A 17,292-nucleotide genomic window follows, 5' to 3' on the forward strand; every position below is an offset into this window, starting at 1 on the left:
GCGGGCCAATGGGAGAGACATCCCCAAAGGTCCACCGGTTGGGGCATCTGCCCTGAAATCCTCTGCTCAGGCGCAAACCGGAAAAGGAAATTGGACATGGCGCTTCCTGAATTCTCCATGCGTCAGCTCTTGGAAGCTGGCGTTCACTACGGTCACCAAACGCAACGCTGGAACCCCCGCATGGGCGAGTTCATCTATGGCGAGCGGAATGGCATCCACATTCTCGACCTGACGCAAACCGTCCCGATGCTGGACGCAGCGCTGCAAATCGTGCGCGACACGGTCGCCAAGAACGGCCGCGTGCTGTTCGTGGGCACCAAGCGTCAAGCGGCTAAGCCGATCGCGGATGCTGCCGAGAAATGCGCACAGTATTACATGAACCACCGTTGGCTGGGCGGCACGCTCACCAACTGGAAAACTGTTTCGCAGTCGATCAAGCGTCTCAACGAGATCGATGAGAAGCTGGAAAACGGCGCAGGCGGTCTGACCAAGAAAGAGCGTCTCGGTCTTGAGCGCGATCAGACGAAACTGCAGGCCTCGCTTGGCGGGATCCGCGAAATGGGCGGTCTGCCGGACCTGCTGTTCGTGATCGACGTTAACAAGGAAGACCTCGCTATCGCCGAAGCCAAGAAGCTGGGCATTCCGGTTGTGGCTGTGGTTGACACCAACTGCTCGCCCAAGGGCGTGGATTACATCATTCCGGGCAACGACGATGCGGCGCGTGCGATTGCGCTTTATTGCGATCTGGTGTCGCGCGCGGCACTTGACGGCATGACCGCACAGATGGGCGCTGCTGGCGTTGATCTTGGCGCTCTGACCGACACCCCGGTTGAAGAGACCCTGGACGTGACCGAAGCCCCGGCAGAAGCCTGAGCCACGCTGTCACTCAGTTGACATGAGGGCGGGATACCCCGCCCTCCAAGACTTCATTAAGGAGATCCGACCATGGCGATTACTGCCGCTCAGGTTAAGGAACTGCGCGAATCCACCGGCGCAGGCATGATGGACGCGAAAAAAGCGTTGACCGAAACGGATGGCGATATGGAAGCCGCCGTTGACTGGCTGCGCACCAAAGGGCTTGCGAAAGCGGCCAAAAAATCGGGCCGTGTGGCTGCCGAAGGTCTTGTGGCCGTCGCTGTCAGCAATGGCAAAGGGGTCGCCATCGAGGTGAACTCGGAAACTGATTTTGTCGCGAAGAACGCTGACTTCCAGAAACTCGTCGCCGATATCGCCGAAGTGGCGCTGGAAACCGGTGAGTCGGTCGAAGTGGTGAAGGCTGCGCATCTGAACGGCAAGACCGTTGAAGATGTGCTGACCGGTGCCATCGCACGGATCGGCGAAAACATGACGCTGCGCCGGATGCACATGCTGGAAGGCGACGAGATCGTGCATTACGTCCACAATGCCGCCACCGATGGCATGGGCAAAATCGGCGTTCTGGTTGCGATGAAAGGTGCTGACAATGGCATCGGCAAACAGATCGCGATGCATATCGCAGCGACCAACCCGGCCGCTCTGTCCGAAGCCGATCTCGACCCGGCCGTCGTTGAGAAGGAAAAGCAGGTCCAGATGGACATCGCACGCGAATCGGGCAAGCCCGAGGCCGTGATCGAGAAGATGCTCGAAGGCCGGATGAAGAAATTCGTCGCTGAAGTGACCCTGCTCAACCAGCAATTCGTCATCAACCCCGACCTGACCGTGGCGCAAGCTGCCAAAGAGGCTGGCGTTGAAGTGACGGGCTTTGTGCGCATGGAAGTGGGCGAAGGCATCGAGAAAAAAGAAGAAGATTTCGCCGCTGAGGTCGCCAAGACCGCCGCTGGCGCCTGATCCTGATCTTCGTTTGAAAGCCGCCGCTCTCCTGCAAAGGGGGGCGGCATTTTTCATGGCGCAGTTATTGCCGATAAATGACGCCACCGCGATAGGGGAGCGCGGTCATAAAAATCTGTTTCTGCAACGAGGCTTTCATAACCGCCTGCGCTGTTGTGTCGACATCAAGCGCCTCGCGCGCCAGTCGCAGATGTTTCTCGACCGTTGACGGCGTCAGCCCCATGATCAGCGCTATATCGGCAGTCGTTTTGCCATCGGCCACCCATTCCAGAACCTCGCGCTGACGATCTGTCAGAGGGCGATGCGAGGTCGCGAAGGGCATGTTGGAAATGCGCATATGTACCAAGCGGTTCATGGTCAGCAGCGTGCGCGCGTTTTCGTCCCAGATCCGGTCCACGTCATCTTGGCTCAGCCCGTGCTGCCCAACCAGCCCGATCGCACCATGGGCGCGGCTCGACATATCGCCAAAGCCAATCGAGTAGCCTGCGCACACGCCATGAAGTTTGTTGAGCTCCATCACCTCAATCTCGGCGGGGGTCATCTCCCCCCGGTTCATGCGCTCGGCCGTGTGGCGCCATGACATCGGCCCATCATGATTGGCAGCCCAATTCACCATCGGGGCATCGCGGAATTTCCCGGCGTGAAGAAATTCATCAAGATAAGCTTGCGTATGGTTGGACAAGACCAGAACGTCACTCAAATCGCCAATCTTGGCGGTTCGAAAACTGGTAAAGGCGTAGATGAGTCGATCAAACCCATACTGCGCCATCTCCTGACAGTGCAGATCCCATATCATCTTGATATCTCTTGAATTCAGCACTGCCTCACAAAAGGCTAACATCAATCAAGTCCCCGCAGAAATTGCATTGGTTTCACTGAATTTATTGGTTTCGGGCTCCTTCACCGGCCCGGTTCGTGGCAAGTCTACATAAATCAAATCTTAACGTAAGTCTTTTATCGGTGAGTTTCACAGCGACCCTGGGTCGCGGTTTGTTGGGTCAGTTCAGGTGCCAAAGCGACCAGAGCATCGTGATGGGTCAGATAGATCTGCCCGCCCAGATGGGTGATCAGATCTGAGCGCGTCAACTCATCCATCACCGGGCCTTTGACCTCGGACAGATGCAGGCGCACGCCTGCATCCTTGAGTTGATCGTTGACCTCTTCCAAAGCCTCCAGCGCCGAGCTGTCGATATGATTGACGGCAGGGCAATTCAGCACGACATGCTTGATCGATTGATCCGCAGCGATGCGATCATAAATCAGCTCTTCAATAAAGCGTGCATTGGGAAACCACAGGCTCTCATCGACACGCAGCGATAGCACGCCCGGCGCGCTGATTACGCGATGACGTTGCACATTGCGAAAATGTTCAGTGCCCGGCACCTGACCCATCTCGGCGACATGGGGGCGCGAGCTACGCCACAGCTGCAAGCCGATGGACAAGATCACACCAAAGGCGATCCCATCCTCAACACCGCGCACCAGCGTCACAAGGATCGTCAGCGCCATCGCAATCCCTTCGCGCGGCGCGTAGCTGAAGGTGCGCTTGAGGGCAGTGAAATCCACCAATGTCAGCACAGAAACGAAAATCGTCGCGGCCAGCGTCGCTTGCGGTAGAAAATAAAGCGCAGGTGTCAGCGTGAAGGTCGCAAGCGCCACGCCGATGGCTGTAAAAGCCCCTGCGGCGGGGGTGCTGGCCCCGGCCTCATAGCTGACAACCGAGCGCGCAAAGCCGCCGGTGATCGGGAAGGACCCCGAGATCGCCGAGCCGATCGAGGCGCCCCCAAGGGCGATGAATTCCTGATCCGGGTCGATACGCTGGCGTTTTTTGGCCGCCAAGGTTTGTGCGACCGAGATCGTCTCGACATAGCCGATGATCGCAATCAGCAGCGCCGGGATGAACAGCTCTTGCCAGAGCGTTGGGTCAAATGAGGGCAGGGTGGGCGCGGGAAAGCCCAGCGGCACCGTTCCCACAACCGAGACGCCACGCCCTTCAAGTCCGAAGACCCAAGTCAGCATGATCGTCACCGCGACCGCGAAAACCGGCGAGGCGCGGCTGAGAATATCGGCGATGCGCGGCGAAACCCCAGCGCGCAGCAGCCGCGGTTTCATCCCGCGACGCGCCCAGAACAGGAACCCCAGCGACAGGATCGAGATTGCGACCGTGGGCACGTTGGTTTGGGGCAGATGCGCCCAGAGGCTTGAGAGGATATCAATGATCCCACCACTATCGGCCTTGACCCCGAAGAAATGCTTCATCTGGCCCGCCGCGATCAAGATCCCCACGGCCGAGGTGAACCCCGACAACACCGGATGGCTGAGGAACGCGGTGATAAACCCCATGCGCAGCAGCCCCATCACCACCAACATCACACCCGACAGAAAGGCCAGCGCGACCGCTGCGGTGATGTATTCGGCGCTGCCCTGCGCCGCGACCTTGCTCACCGCTGCTGCCGTCATCAGCGAGATCACCGCGACGGGGCCGACAGCAAGCGGGCGCGACGTGCCAAACACCGCGTAGATCAGCAGTGGCAGCACCGACGCATACAGCCCGTATTGCGCCGGCATCCCCGCGAGCAGCGAATAGGCCAGCGATTGCGGGATCAGCATGATCGTCACGATCACAGCCGCAATAAGATCCGCCTCAAAGGTGATGCGATTATAGGCGCGACCCCAAGTGAGGATCGGAAAATATTTTTTGAGCATAAAGTGTTATCAGCCGTTCTTACCACGACGCGTGGCGTAAAATTTCAACACGGGCATCAAGGAAGAATGGTCATAACCGGCATTGGCGGCGGTTTCGACGATCTTGTCGAGCTCCATCCGACCCGCTTGGCTCATCCCCCAAAGATGCGAGCTGCGCGTGCCCGAGCGACAATAACCAAAGGCAGGCTTGGGCGCGGATTTCATGATCGCTTCGTAATCCGCCACCAAATCAAAGGTCATCTCGCCGGGGTAATAGGGCAGGTAGTGGTAATTCATCCCGGCCTTGGCGGCGAGCTTGGCCATATTGGCCGAGCGGTGGTCCTCGTCCTCAATCTCTTCATCGGGGCGGTTGGTGATCAGCGTGCGAAAGCCCATCTCGGCGAGCTTGGCCACGTCTTCGGGCTCAATCTGCGGGGCCACGGAAAAATGGTCGGAAAGTTTACGAGGGTCCATGCGGTTTCCTGTCTGTCCTGTCATGTCATAGTGCTGGGGGCGGGTGTTCGCGCCCGCCCCGGTTTCTCACAGCCCGTTCACCGGCACTTTGAGATAGGTATTGCCTTCATCATCCTTGGGCGGCATTTGACCTGCGCGCATGTTCACCTGCAACGAGGGAATGATCAACTTCGGCATCGCCAAGGTTGCGTCGCGTTCCGAGCGCATCTTGACGAAATCGGCCTCGGATTTGCCACCGCCAATGTGAATGTTGCGCGTCTTTTCCTCGGCCACGCTGGTCTCCCAGGCGTAATCGTCACGTCCCGGTGCCTTGTAATCATGGCCCACGAAAATCCGCGTCTCATCGGGAAGGGTCAGGATTTTCTGGATCGAGGCATACAGCGTTTCCGCCGAGCCCCCCGGGAAATCGCAGCGCGCCGTGCCAAAATCGGGCATGAACAGCGTGTCGCCCACAAAGGCCGCATCGCCGATCAGATAGGTCAGGCAGGCAGGGGTGTGGCCGGGCGTATGCATGACGCGGCCTTTCAAGGCCCCCACTTCGAACGTGTCGCCCTCTTTGAACAACTGGTCGAACTGGCTGCCATCGCGCTGAAACTCGGTGCCTTCGTTAAAGATTTTACCGAATGTTTCCTGCACCACCTGAATGCGGTCGCCAATACCGATTTTGCCCCCCACCCGTTCTTGAATATAGGGTGCTGCGGAGAGGTGATCAGCATGCACATGGCTTTCCAAAATCCACGTGACATCAAGGCCTTGCTCTTTGACATAGGCGATGACCTCATCGGCGGATTTGGTATCTGTGCGCCCAGAGGAATAGTCGAAATCCAGCACGCTGTCGACGATGGCACAGGCGCTGCTACCGGGGTCTTTCACGACATAGGAAACGGTAAAAGTCGCCGTGTCGAAAAAGGCTTTGACGTCAGGTTTGATCATGATGGCCTCCATTAACGATCCCTGACCATATGGTCCGGGCTGAAATTTATGACATTGTGGCGCTGTGTCCCAGTGCCTTGGTGATCCCGTGGGCGGTAAAGATTTCGTTGAACGCGCGGCGATGGGCCTGTTCGGTTTCGGCCAAGGTGCCATCGACGTCAAAAATCAGCGCGCTTACCATTCGAAATGCTCCACGATTGCGGGCAGCATTTTGAAATCGGAAAACGCCACATGATGGGGCATCTCATGCACCGGGGTCTGGCGATACCCTTCGGTATAAAGGACAAATTTTGCCTCCGCATTCACCGCCGTCTCGGCATCCACCTCGCTATCGCCGACATAAAGCATCGCGCCACCGCCAAGCAGCACATGGCAATGATGCAGCATTTCCGGGTCTGGCTTGCGAGTCGGACGGCTATCGCCCCCGAGCACGACGTCAAAACGATCCCACAGCCCGACATGGCGCAAGGCGGCCTCTGCTGGGGCGTAGGGTTTATTGGTGCAAATTGCCATTTTGCAGCCGCGATCGGCCAGTTGATCCAGCGCCTCAAGCACGCCGGGGTAAAGAATATTGCCATCCACATCGGTCTCATAGCGCGCGATCAACGCGCTCTCGACTCGTGGAAATAGCGGACCATCCGGGTCTTCGTTCGAGGTGATCAGCAATTGGCGCACAAGATTGGGCACGCCTTTGCCCACGAAGCTGCGGATCATCGGCAGCGACAGCGCCTCAAACCCCATATCCGTCAGCACCGCGTTCGAGACGGCATGAATCGCAGGCACGGAATCGATCAGCGTGCCGTCGAGATCGAAGATGACACAAGGCGCGCTCATGCGGATTTCCACTTGATCGAGCAGCCCATCGAGGGGATCTGATCGCGCGGACCAACACCGGTTTTGGCAACCATCATCATGCCCTCATAGAGTTCGCGTTTGGCATCTGCAGGCGCCGCTTGCCGGGCCGAAGCATCAAGCCGCCCGCGATATTGCAGCTCATCTTGGGCGTTGAACCCAAAGAAATCGGGCGTGCAGGCCGCACCATAAGCTTTGGCGACATCTTGGCTTTCATCGTAAAGATAGGGGAAGGAAAAGCCGCGCTTGGCCGCCAATTTCCCCATGTTTTCAAAGCTGTCCTCGGGGTAATCGGCAACATCATTGGCCGAGATCGCCACCACCCCGATACCAGCCGCTTGCAACGCTACCGCGTCGCGCAAAATCCGGTCGAGGATGGATTGCACATAGGGGCAGTGATTGCAGATGAACATCACCAACGTGCCCTTGGGGCCGCGGATGTCGTCTAAGCTGTAGGTCTTGCCATCGGTGCCGGGCAGGGAAAATCCCGGCGCGCTCCAGCCGAAATCGCAGACAGGGGGGGTGACGGCCATAGGGGCTCCTATTCGAATTCCATTTCCTCATAGACGACGCCCGCGTTTTTCGTCGCCAATTCCTCAAACGTGTCGAGGTGCTCGTAGGGGCTTTGATCGACGTAATAAGCGCCCGCCAGATCGCCACCCTCGTCGATATGATCACTTATCTTGCCGCGCAAATACACAAGATAGTCGCGGGTGTAGCGAGTGACTTGGGCGAGGTTCGTGGGATGACCGTGGCCCGGGATAATAAAGGTCGGGTTGAGCGGCATGAATTTGGTTTCCCACGTGTCGATCCAACAACTCGTGCAAGTCCCTGAAAAGATGGGCATCATGCGTTCAGAGAATGCAATGTCACCGGCAATCATAAAGCCTTGCTTGGGCATCCAGACCTGCGTGTCGCCGGGGCTGTGGGCGGGGCCCAGATGCATCACATGAATCTCGAAATCGCCCATCGTGATCACGCGCTCGTCTTCAAACGTCTCGGTCGGACCCATCGGGTCGGTGCCCTCGGCGTTTTCCTTGGCGTAGCGTTGCAAGCCAGCGAGCGCCGAGCCAATGCCATGTTCAAACTCGGCCGCCGCATCGACATGGCCCAGAACCGGAACGCCTTGCGCGATCCAGTAATTATTGCCCAACATCGCGTGGTTCTGGCCGTTCTCATTAATGACCAGTTTGACAGGTTCGTCCGTTACGGCCTTGATTTCGTTATGCAAAGCCTCGGCCAACTTGTAAGACGCACCCGAATTGACCACGACGACGCCTTCGCCTGTCACGATAAAGGAGAGGTTGTTGTTATGGCCCGCATTTTCGTAAGTCGGCGGCGCGGTGGCGCCAAGGGCAGACCAGATGCCGGGGATCACCTCATAGGGTTTGGAATACAGCACCGAGCCCGGATATTGATCGGGAATATCTTCGGAGGCGAAGACGGGCGCTGCATTAAGAAGCGCTACCAATGCACTGGCAATGAACAGGTTTTTCATGTCACGCCTCGGGAACATAGCGGTAAGCGTCGCCTTGACGTTCGACATGACCCAACCCGCCTTCGGGCAGATGGAAGCCGATGATCGGCATTTTCTCGGAGGCCAGTTGATCCAGCAGGGCGACGCGGGTCTTGGCCCCCAGATCGGGATCTTGATCTGAGCCAGCCGCCATACCCGGCGCAGCAAAGGCAAGGTAGTGATTGACGATCGCATCGCCCGTCACAAAGGCCGAGTTGCTGCCATTGCGGATCTCGAAACTCATATGGCCCGGTGTGTGACCCGGTGTCATGCGCGACGCGATGCCGGGAAGAATTTCTTCACCATCTCCAAAGGTTGTGATCTGATCTTCAAGTGTTTGTAGCCGCCGCAAAGCGCCCGCGGCAAAGGTTGTACGCCCTTCGTCGATCGTGTTCACGGTCTCTGGATTGATCCAGAACTCAAACTCGGACTTGCCCATGAAATGCTGCGCATTGGCAAAGATCGGTTCGTCGAAATCATCAAGCACACCCCAAAGATGATCGGGGTGAGCATGCGTGAAAACAACATGGGTCACGTCGTCATGGGTGATCTCAAGCGCGTCCAGAGCGGCTTGCAACTTGCCCGCAGTGGGCATGAAATCGGGGCCTGAGCCAACGTCAAACAGCACCGTATTGGTGCCGTCTCGGTAGAGCGTCAGGTTGCAGGGCGGCTCGACCTGCGCGCCCGTCAGGCCGAACTCTTTCAAAATCGGCACGGCCTTGGGGTCGTTGGACACGAAGCTGAGCGGCAAGACAAGGTTGCCGTCTGACAGCGTGTCGATCCGTGCGGCGCCGAGTTCCAGCGATTGCGCGGCAAAACTGAACCGGGGCAGGGCGCTTGCAACCGTGGTTGCCAGCGCACCGCGCAGAATGGTGCGTCGTGTGACTCTCATGCCCGTTCCTCCCTAAACAGGTATTCAATTTAGCGAATATGAACGACAGATTGTCACAGGGCAAGCGCGCAGATCACAAAGACGCGATTATTGCGCGGCTTTGAGTGCTCCTTCGGCGGCCGCGCGGATCGCGCGCATGTTTTGGCCATACACCTCGGGCGTGTCGACCGAGCCGCCCTTGAACACCGCCGACCCCGCGACAAAGCAATCTGCACCTGCTTCGACCAGCGGGCCGACAGTGTTGGGATCGACCCCACCATCGACCTGAATATGGATCTCGCGATCACCGATCATCTGGCGGACCTGGCGGACCTTTTGCACGCTGGAGGGGATGAATTTCTGACCGCCGAAACCGGGGTTCACGCTCATCACCAGCACCATGTCGCACAGATCAAGCAGGTATTCGATGGCGCTGGCAGGCGTGCCGGGATTGAGGCTGATGCCGCATTTCGCGCCCGTCGCCTTGATCGCCTGAAGCGTGCGATGGGGGTGTGGCCCGGCCTCGTAATGAGCCACGATCATATCGGCACCCGCCTCGGCATAGGCCTCGATATACTGATCGACGGGCGAGATCATCAGATGCACATCCATGAAGGTTTTCACATGCGGGCGAAACGCCTTTACCGCGGGCGGGCCAAAGGTGAGGTTGGGAACGAAATGCCCGTCCATCACATCGACATGCACCCAATCGGCCCCCTGCGCCTCAATAGCGCGAATTTCCGCGCCAAAATTGGCAAAATCGGCGGAAAGGATCGAGGGGGCAATCTTGATGGAACGGTCAAAGCTCATGGTGTCCTCCGTGGCGTCGCGCCTATTTCGTCAGTTGCGCAAACAGGGTTGGCAGTTTTTCGGGCAGGCGGTCAACCTGGTCGATGATCGTAAAATTATTCGCCCCGAAGATGCGCGAAACATAGCGGTCTGCCTCGGGGTCTAGGGTCAGGCAGTAGCTGGATATGCCGATTTGCGCCAATTCGGAAGCCGCTTTTTTGGCATCCATGCGCAGATATTGCGGATCGCGTTCGTCGATATCGGCGGGCTCACCGTCGGTGACGATCAACAGTAGCTTGTGGGCTTCAGAGCGTTGCGACAGGTGATGCGCGGCGTGGCGCATCGCGGCCCCCATCCGCGTCGACAGCCCACCCTTCATCCCCGCAAGGCGCGCCTTGGCCTCAACGTCGAGCTTTTGGTCGAAATTCTTGAAGCGATGGTAATGCACATCGTGGCGCCCGTCCGAGGCAAAGCCGTGAATGGCGTAAGGATCGCCGATCCCCTCGATGGCCGAGGCCACAAGCGCCGAGGCCTCGCGCGTCAGATCAAGCACCGTTTTATCGCTCCCGCGGACCAGCTCATTGGTTGATTCCGACAGGTCGAGCAAGATCAGCACCGCCAGATCGCGCCGGTTGATCACGTTGCGCATGGTGATGCGCGGGTCGGGCTGCATGCCGATGCGGTGCATCACCACGGCTTCGACGGCAGCGTTGATATCCAACTCATCGCCATCTTCAAGACGGCGTTGGCGCGACACGCCTTGCGGGCGTAGCCGGTCGACGATTTGCTTGATGCGGTGGCGAATGCCGCGATGCTTGGTCAGGATCGCATCAATCTCATCGGGGTCACCCTTGCCCTGACGGCGTTCATAGACGGTGGCCCAGCTGGGGCGATGCAGCTGCACCTTGTAATCCCATTCGCCGTAATGAAACGGGTCCGAGACCGGCTCTTTGCCCTCGCGCTCGTTGTAAGAGACGCCCTCATCCTCGTAGGGGAACAGCTCGCTTGAGAGCACCCATATCTCTTGCGCATCATCGCCAGCGGTCTCGACATCGACCTCGTTGATGAACTCCATCAAGCCGACATTCTTGCGCACTTGCCCCAGTTCGGGCTGATAGGCGTTGGTGTTGTCCCAATCATAGCCCTCCATCGCCCAGACAAATCGGTTGTCGTCGCGATACGGGATAGCGAGGCTTTCAAGAATACGCAGGCTGGGCACGGCGCGGCGATCGGCCAGCAGATTATACAGCTCCACCCCGAGCGACCACGACATCATCGTCTCGCGCATATTCTCGCCGACATTGGCGTGAAACGTCTCAATGACATTGTCGATCTCGACATCACCCAAGCGCAGGCCCGGCTCGATCAGCGCGCGGGCGATCCGTTCAAGCAGATACATCGTTTCATGTTCGTAGGTCTTGGGCGCGCTTTGCGGGATCAGCGCCTGAAACATCGTGCGCAGGCCGGGAAACGCGTCAATCGCGCAATATTCGACGCGCGCATCCTCAAACATGCCGATCAGGAAAATCTGCGCAGGGTTAAGCACCTCTTGGCCCAAACCGCGATCCGAATAGGCGATATGGGCGGCCATATGGGCACACATCGCGCGATACAGATCAAGCCCCGACGCCCCCGCAACACCATCCACCGCATCGGGCAGATGCAACGCGCCCTCTTCGATAAAGGGGCGAAACCCGGTGAAATCGGCCGCCGAGGGACGCAGAAAGAAATCACGGCCCCAAAAGGCGCGCAGGTAGAAATTGAGCCGCCGTTGAGAGTCGATAAACAGCGTGCCGCGGCGTTCTTGTTTCAAGATCGCGCGGCTGTCTTCAGAGACTAAACCGAAGTAATCGGCCTGTTTGGGCAGATCGCGCCGATAGGCTTCGGCGCCGAAATCCACCCAGCGGCGCAGGCCCGACAGCGTCAACTTGCCCAGCAATTCCTCAAGCACGCCAAACATCGGGCGCAACCCGCGCGGGGCAATCGCGGCAAGCCGGTGGATCAGCGCCAGATAGCCGCGCAGCAATTCGGGGTCGCCAAAGCGGCGCGCCGCACCGGGCAGGGTCGACAGCATCAGCGTGATCACCTCACCCGAGACCATCGAGGACAGCTTCAACACCGCGCCTACCACGTCGCGGATCGCATCCTCGCCGCATTCCTTGACGACCTGGGGCATCTCGTCAAGATAGCTCACCAGCAGTTTCGGCCCCTTGCCAAGCGCGATCATCGCGCGCGCTCCATCCAGATAATCCTTGAGCCCGGTGGGTGACATCACGCGCGCGGATTCATGAAACAGCCCTTCAAGACTGTCGTCTAGCTCCGGAGCTGCGCGGATCAGCTCGTCGCGGTAATCGTCGAGCGCGAGTTTCATGCCACCTTGTCTTTGCTGCTGTCGGAGACCTCCGGGAAGAAGGTGGACACAGCCGCTTGCAGCGTGTCGCGCATGTCGGGATCATCGGTGAGCGGTTCGACCAGTGCCATCTGGCAGGCGGCTTGCGGCGCGATGTTTTTCGCGATCAACTGGCCGGCATAGACCAGCAAGCGGGTCGACATCCCCTCATCAAGCCCATGGCCTTTGAGGTTGCGCGAACGCTGCGCGACCTGCACCAGACGCTCGGCGGTTTTCAGATCGACCCCGGCTTCGTGGCTGACAATTTCGACCTCGGTGTCGGTCGTGGGATAGTCAAACGACATCGCGCCAAAACGCTGCTTGGTCGATTGTTTGAGATCCTTCATCATCGACTGGTAGCCGGGGTTGTAGGAAATCACGACCTGAAAATCGGGATGAGCGTTGACCAACTCGCCTTTTTTTTCCAGCGGCAACTGGCGGCGGTGATCGGTCAGCGGGTGGATCACGACGGTGGTGTCTTGGCGCGCCTCAACCACCTCGTCGAGATAGCAAATCGCGCCAATCCGCGCGGCCACGGTCAGCGGGCCATCCTGCCATTTCGTGCCATTGATATCGAGCAGAAACCGCCCGATCAGGTCCGAGGCGGTCATATCCTCGTTGCAGGCCACGGTGATCAGCGGGCGCTGCAATTTCCACGCCATATATTCGACAAAGCGGGATTTTCCACAGCCCGTCGGGCCCTTCAGCATCACAGGCATACGCACGTCATAGGCGGCGGCGTATTGCTCGACCTCATTGCCGACGGGGCGGTAATAGGGTTCGGTCTTGATCAAGAACTGGCTGGTATCAATATCGCTCATGGCGGCTGCCCTCCGGTCGCGCGGCTGGGAAAACAAAGGGGCAGGGCCGCGATGCATGCGGCCCTGCCTTTGATGGATCAGGCCGTCATTTCGGCCCGGTGAACCACCATCGAGGTGCCCTGCGTCTGCTTGAAGTTGTCATAGCCGACAAGGCGGACGTGGTTCTTAGGGTTGGCTTTGCGGCACATGTCGATCTCGGCAAAGATCGCATCGACATCGGTTTCACCAAACATCGGCAGCTTCCACATATACCAGAAGTTCGAGCGGGTATTTTCCGGTTCGGTATGCTCGATGGCCGGGTTCCAGCCCATCTTCACGATATATTCCACCTGCTTGCGCAGCTCATCCGGGCTGAGTTGCGGCAGGTAGGAGAAGGTGCCCATCTTGCGGCTGTTCGGGTCCGACAGGCGCGAGCCATAATCTTGCATTTCACTCATGATTTCATTCCTTTCTCAGGTGTTTCTCATGTTGCTACCCAACGGGATCAGCGGTGAGCGACATCCAGCTTGTCCACGGTGTCGAACTCGAACTTGATCTCTTTCCACGTCTCCATGGCGATCTTGAGCTCGGGGCTGTGCTTGCCCGCTTCGGTCATGATGTCCTTGCTTTCCTTCTCCAGATCGCGGCCCTCGTTGCGCGCCTTGACGCAGGCCTCAACGGCGACACGGTTGGCAGCCGCCCCCGCCGCGTTGCCCCAGGGGTGCCCCAAGGTGCCGCCACCGAACTGCAGGCAGCTGTCATCACCAAAGATGTTGACCAGCGCAGGCATGTGCCAGACGTGGATACCGCCCGAGGCCACCGGCAGAACGCCCGGCATCTGACCCCAGTCTTGATCAAAGAAGATGCCGCGCGAACGGTCTTCCTTGACGTATTTTTCACGCATCAGGTCGATCCAGCCCAAAGTGGCGGCGCGGTCGCCCTCCAGCTTGCCGACCACAGTGCCCGAATGCAGGTGATCGCCGCCCAGAAGGCGCAACATTTTCGCCAGCACACGGAAGTTGATGCCGTGCTTGGGGTGACGGTCGATCACGCCATGCATCGCGCGGTGAACGTGCAGCAGCATGCCATTATCGCGGCACCAGCGCGACAGAGACGCCTGCGCGGCCCAACCCATCGTCAGGTAATCCGACATGATGATCGGGCTGCCAATTTCCTTTGCGAACTCGGCGCGCTTGTACATTTCTTCAATGTTAGGCGCGGTCACGTTCAGGTAGTGGCCCTTGCGCTCACCGGTCTCAAGTTCAGCCTTTTCAATAGCTTCCTGGCAGAACTCAAAGCGGTCACGCCAGCGCATGAAGGGCTGCGAGTTGACGTTTTCGTCATCCTTGGTGAAATCAAGACCGCCCCGCAGCGCCTCATACACCGCGCGCCCGTAATTCTTGGCCGACAGGCCCAGTTTCGGCTTGATCGTGCAACCCAGGAAGGGGCGGCCGTATTTGTCCAGCTTGTCGCGCTCGACCTGAATGCCGTGGGGCGGACCGTCACAGGTGGTCACGAACCACAGCGGAAAGCGCACGTCCTCAAGACGCAGCGCACGCACTGCCTTAAAGCCAAACACGTTACCCACGAGCGAGGTAAAGACGTTAACGACCGAGCCCTCCTCAAAAAGGCCCATCGGGTAGGCGATAAAGGCATAGTAGCTTTCGTCATCGCCCGGTACGTCTTCGATCGCGTAGGCGCGACCCTTGTAATACTCGAGATCGGTCAGAAGGTCAGTCCAGACCGTGGTCCAAGTTCCGGTCGAGGATTCCGCGGCCACAGCCGCAGCCGCTTCTTCGCGCGGCACGCCGGCCTGCGGTGTGATCTTGAAACAGGCCAGAACATCGCTGTCCTTGGGGGTGTAATTGGGTTCCCAATAGGTCTCGCGGTATTCCTTGACGCCTGCGGAATATTTGCCTGAGGATGCTTGCGTGTTCATGGTCGGGGTCTCCTTCTCCCTGAAAGTCCGATCGTTTCCGCGTCATTGCCTTTGGGCGATGGGCGGGTCTAAGTCCTATGCGCTTGGATCAAGCGCGCCTGCGCTGTAGCGTTTGGCCATCTCATCCATGTCGATGACGTTGATTTTGCTGGCGTTCCCGGCCGTGCCAAAGCGCTCAAAGCGGTCCAGACACAGCTTTTCCATCTCTTCCATCGCAGGAATGGTGAATTTGCGCGGGTCAAATTCGGTCTTCTTCTGCATCGCGACCTTGCGGAACTGCCCGGTGATTGCCATGCGGTTGTCCGTGTCGATATTGACCTTGCGCACGCCCGATTTGATTCCGCGCTCGATCTCTTCGACGGGCACGCCATAGGTCTGGGGCATCTCGCCACCATATTCGTTGATCAGATCCTGCAGATATTGCGGAACGCTCGACGAGCCGTGCATGACCAGATGCACATTCGGAATTTTGGCGTGGATCTGTTCGATCCGCTCGATGGCCAGAATATCACCCGTGGGTTTGCGCGAGAACTTATAGGCGCCGTGGCTGGTGCCACAGGCAATCGCGAGCGCATCAACCTTGGTTTTGGCGACGAAATCCTTGGCTTGATCGGGATCGGTGAGCAGGTCTTCCATGCTCAACTTGCCCTCGGCCCCCGACCCGTCTTCCGCCGCAGCCTCACCGGTTTCCAGACTGCCCAGAACACCCAACTCGCCCTCGACCGAGGCCCCGACCCAATGCGCCATCCGCGACACCCGCTCGGTGATCTCGACGTTATACTCATAGGAAGACGGGGTTTTCATATCCGCCTCAAGCGAGCCGTCCATCATCACCGAGGTAAACCCGTGGCGGATCGCACTCAGGCAGGTTTGTTCGTTATTGCCGTGATCTTGGTGCATACACAGCGGGATATGCGGATACATTTCCGACAGCGCCTGGATCATATGGCGCAACATGATGTCGCCAGCATAGCTGCGCGCACCGCGACTGGCCTGCATGATGACGGGCGAGTCACATTTCGCCGCAGCCTTCATGATCGCAAGACCTTGCTCCATATTATTGATGTTGAACGCGGGCACGCCATAGCCACGCTCGGCGGCGTGATCCAGAAGTTGTCTGAGCGTTATCAAAGCCATATCAGTCGTTCCTCTTTCTCTGGTCTTCCTCTTGACCAAAATATCCCGGGGGTCCGGGGGCTGGCCCCCGGCTTGCTCAGATCAACTTGCCCATCGCGACGGCGGTGTCGGCCATACGGTTGGAAAAGCCCCATTCGTTGTCATACCAGCTCAGGATCCGCACCATCCGGCCATCCATCACCTTGGTCTGGTCCATGTGGAAGATCGAAGAATGAGGATCGTGGTTGAAGTCGCTGGAAACATTAGGCTTATCGGTATAGCCCAGCACGCCTTTCAGCGGGCCATCGGCGGCTGCGCGGATCGCGGCGTTGACCTCTTCGACCGAAGTGTCGCGCGCAGCCTCAAACACCAGATCGACGACCGAGACGTTGGGCGTGGGCACGCGGATCGCGACGCCATCCAGCTTGCCTGCGAGTTCCGGCAGCACCAGACCCACCGCCTTGGCAGCGCCCGTCGAGGTCGGGATCATGCTCAGCGCCGCGGCGCGTGCGCGATAGAGATCGCTATGCATCGTATCCAGCGTCGGCTGATCGCCGGTATAGCTGTGGATCGTGGTCATGAACCCCTTGGAGATCCCGATCGCATCGTTCAGAACCTTGACCACGGGCGACAGGCAGTTCGTGGTGCAGCTTGCGTTGGAAACGACCAGATCGTCGCTCGTCAGCACGCCGTCATTGACGCCAAACACGATGGTCTTGTCCGCGCCCGCAGCCGGGGCCGAAACCAGCACGCGTTTTGAGCCGTTTTCCAAATGGAAGGCCGCTTTTTCACGCGCGGTGAAGATGCCGGTGCATTCCAGCGCGATATCGACATCCCCCCAGGGCAGTTCCTTGGGGTCGCGGATCGCGGTGACCTTGATCGGCCCACGGCCTGCATCAATCGTGTCGGCGGTGGTTTTCACATCGACCGGAAAGCGGCCATGCACGCTGTCAAATTGCAGTAGATGCGCGTTGGTCTCCACCGGGCCGAGATCGTTGATCGCGACCACCTCGATATCGGTGCGCCCCGATTCAATGATCGCGCGCAACACGTTGCGCCCAATGCGCCCAAAGCCGTTAATGGCAACTTTGACGGTCATTT

At 58.7% G+C, this 17,292-nt stretch carries 17 protein-coding genes and 1 pseudogene; 2 read left to right on the forward strand and 16 right to left on the reverse strand.

What is annotated here, in order from left to right; translation table 11 throughout:
• The first annotated feature begins 96 nt into the window (after nucleotides 1–96).
• Nucleotides 97–873 (forward strand): 30S ribosomal protein S2, encoded by a 777-nt coding sequence (rpsB, locus tag AB4874_RS11575; protein ID WP_295535757.1) that lies wholly within the window; start codon nucleotides 97–99, stop codon nucleotides 871–873.
• A gap of 72 nt (nucleotides 874–945) precedes the next feature.
• Nucleotides 946–1,827 (forward strand): translation elongation factor Ts, encoded by an 882-nt coding sequence (gene tsf, locus AB4874_RS11580; protein ID WP_295535755.1) that lies wholly within the window; start codon nucleotides 946–948, stop codon nucleotides 1,825–1,827.
• 64 nt (nucleotides 1,828–1,891) lie between these two features.
• Here tsf and AB4874_RS11585 read toward each other — a convergent pair whose 3' ends face one another.
• The 16 genes and pseudogenes from AB4874_RS11585 to gap all read right to left on the reverse strand — a co-directional run bounded on the left by AB4874_RS11585 (nucleotide 1,892) and on the right by gap (nucleotide 17,290).
• Nucleotides 1,892–2,623, reverse strand: coding sequence for a helix-turn-helix transcriptional regulator (locus AB4874_RS11585; protein ID WP_295535753.1), 732 nt, complete (start codon nucleotides 2,621–2,623; stop codon nucleotides 1,892–1,894).
• Between the two features lie 158 nt (nucleotides 2,624–2,781).
• Complete coding sequence (locus AB4874_RS11590; protein WP_368392103.1) at nucleotides 2,782–4,533, reverse strand: SulP family inorganic anion transporter; 1,752 nt, start codon at nucleotides 4,531–4,533, stop codon at nucleotides 2,782–2,784.
• Between the two features lie 9 nt (nucleotides 4,534–4,542).
• The gene (locus AB4874_RS11595) at nucleotides 4,543–4,986 is read right to left on the reverse strand and encodes a protein tyrosine phosphatase family protein (RefSeq protein ID WP_295535747.1); all 444 of its coding nucleotides are present in this window, start codon (nucleotides 4,984–4,986) and stop codon (nucleotides 4,543–4,545) included.
• Between the two features lie 66 nt (nucleotides 4,987–5,052).
• Nucleotides 5,053–5,916, reverse strand: a complete 864-nt coding sequence (locus tag AB4874_RS11600; RefSeq protein WP_295535860.1) for an MBL fold metallo-hydrolase — start codon at nucleotides 5,914–5,916, stop codon at nucleotides 5,053–5,055.
• Nucleotides 5,917–6,001: 85 nt separating this feature from the next.
• A pseudogene (locus AB4874_RS11605) lies at nucleotides 6,002–6,100 on the reverse strand (HAD family hydrolase); the annotation flags it as partial.
• Nucleotides 6,094–6,753 (reverse strand): phosphoglycolate phosphatase, encoded by a 660-nt coding sequence (locus tag AB4874_RS11610; RefSeq protein WP_368392104.1) that lies wholly within the window; start codon nucleotides 6,751–6,753, stop codon nucleotides 6,094–6,096. The pseudogene AB4874_RS11605 and the gene AB4874_RS11610, both read right to left, overlap by 7 nt.
• Nucleotides 6,750–7,304, reverse strand: a complete 555-nt coding sequence (locus tag AB4874_RS11615) for a thioredoxin family protein (RefSeq protein ID WP_368392105.1) — start codon at nucleotides 7,302–7,304, stop codon at nucleotides 6,750–6,752. The genes AB4874_RS11610 and AB4874_RS11615 overlap by 4 nt, the downstream gene beginning before the upstream one ends.
• 8 nt (nucleotides 7,305–7,312) lie before the next feature.
• Nucleotides 7,313–8,269: an MBL fold metallo-hydrolase gene (locus AB4874_RS11620; RefSeq protein ID WP_368392106.1), complete on the reverse strand. Its 957-nt coding sequence runs from the start codon at nucleotides 8,267–8,269 to the stop codon at nucleotides 7,313–7,315.
• A gap of 1 nt (nucleotide 8,270) precedes the next feature.
• Complete coding sequence (locus AB4874_RS11625) at nucleotides 8,271–9,179, reverse strand: MBL fold metallo-hydrolase (protein WP_368392107.1); 909 nt, start codon at nucleotides 9,177–9,179, stop codon at nucleotides 8,271–8,273.
• Between the two features lie 87 nt (nucleotides 9,180–9,266).
• On the reverse strand, nucleotides 9,267–9,968 hold the full coding sequence (gene rpe, locus AB4874_RS11630; protein ID WP_295537473.1) for a ribulose-phosphate 3-epimerase: 702 nt from the start codon (nucleotides 9,966–9,968) through the stop codon (nucleotides 9,267–9,269).
• Nucleotides 9,969–9,990: 22 nt separating this feature from the next.
• A complete protein-coding gene (locus AB4874_RS11635; protein WP_368392108.1) occupies nucleotides 9,991–12,318 on the reverse strand; it encodes a nitric oxide reductase activation protein NorD in 2,328 nt (775 codons plus the stop codon).
• Nucleotides 12,315–13,157, reverse strand: a complete 843-nt coding sequence (locus AB4874_RS11640; protein ID WP_295537471.1) for a CbbQ/NirQ/NorQ/GpvN family protein — start codon at nucleotides 13,155–13,157, stop codon at nucleotides 12,315–12,317. The genes AB4874_RS11635 and AB4874_RS11640 overlap by 4 nt, the downstream gene beginning before the upstream one ends.
• A gap of 77 nt (nucleotides 13,158–13,234) precedes the next feature.
• On the reverse strand, nucleotides 13,235–13,594 hold the full coding sequence (locus AB4874_RS11645; RefSeq protein WP_295537470.1) for a ribulose bisphosphate carboxylase small subunit: 360 nt from the start codon (nucleotides 13,592–13,594) through the stop codon (nucleotides 13,235–13,237).
• A gap of 47 nt (nucleotides 13,595–13,641) precedes the next feature.
• The gene (locus AB4874_RS11650; RefSeq protein WP_295537469.1) at nucleotides 13,642–15,075 is read right to left on the reverse strand and encodes a form I ribulose bisphosphate carboxylase large subunit; all 1,434 of its coding nucleotides are present in this window, start codon (nucleotides 15,073–15,075) and stop codon (nucleotides 13,642–13,644) included.
• Nucleotides 15,076–15,150: 75 nt separating this feature from the next.
• A complete protein-coding gene (fba, locus tag AB4874_RS11655; RefSeq protein WP_368392109.1) occupies nucleotides 15,151–16,212 on the reverse strand; it encodes a class II fructose-bisphosphate aldolase in 1,062 nt (353 codons plus the stop codon).
• A 76-nt stretch (nucleotides 16,213–16,288) separates the two neighbouring features.
• Entirely contained in the window at nucleotides 16,289–17,290 is a 1,002-nt protein-coding gene (gap, locus tag AB4874_RS11660; protein ID WP_368392110.1) for a type I glyceraldehyde-3-phosphate dehydrogenase, read from the reverse strand.
• Between the last annotated feature and the right edge of the window lie 2 nt (nucleotides 17,291–17,292).

The organism is Thioclava arctica (genome assembly GCF_040892615.1).
Classification (GTDB): domain Bacteria; phylum Pseudomonadota; class Alphaproteobacteria; order Rhodobacterales; family Rhodobacteraceae; genus Thioclava; species Thioclava arctica.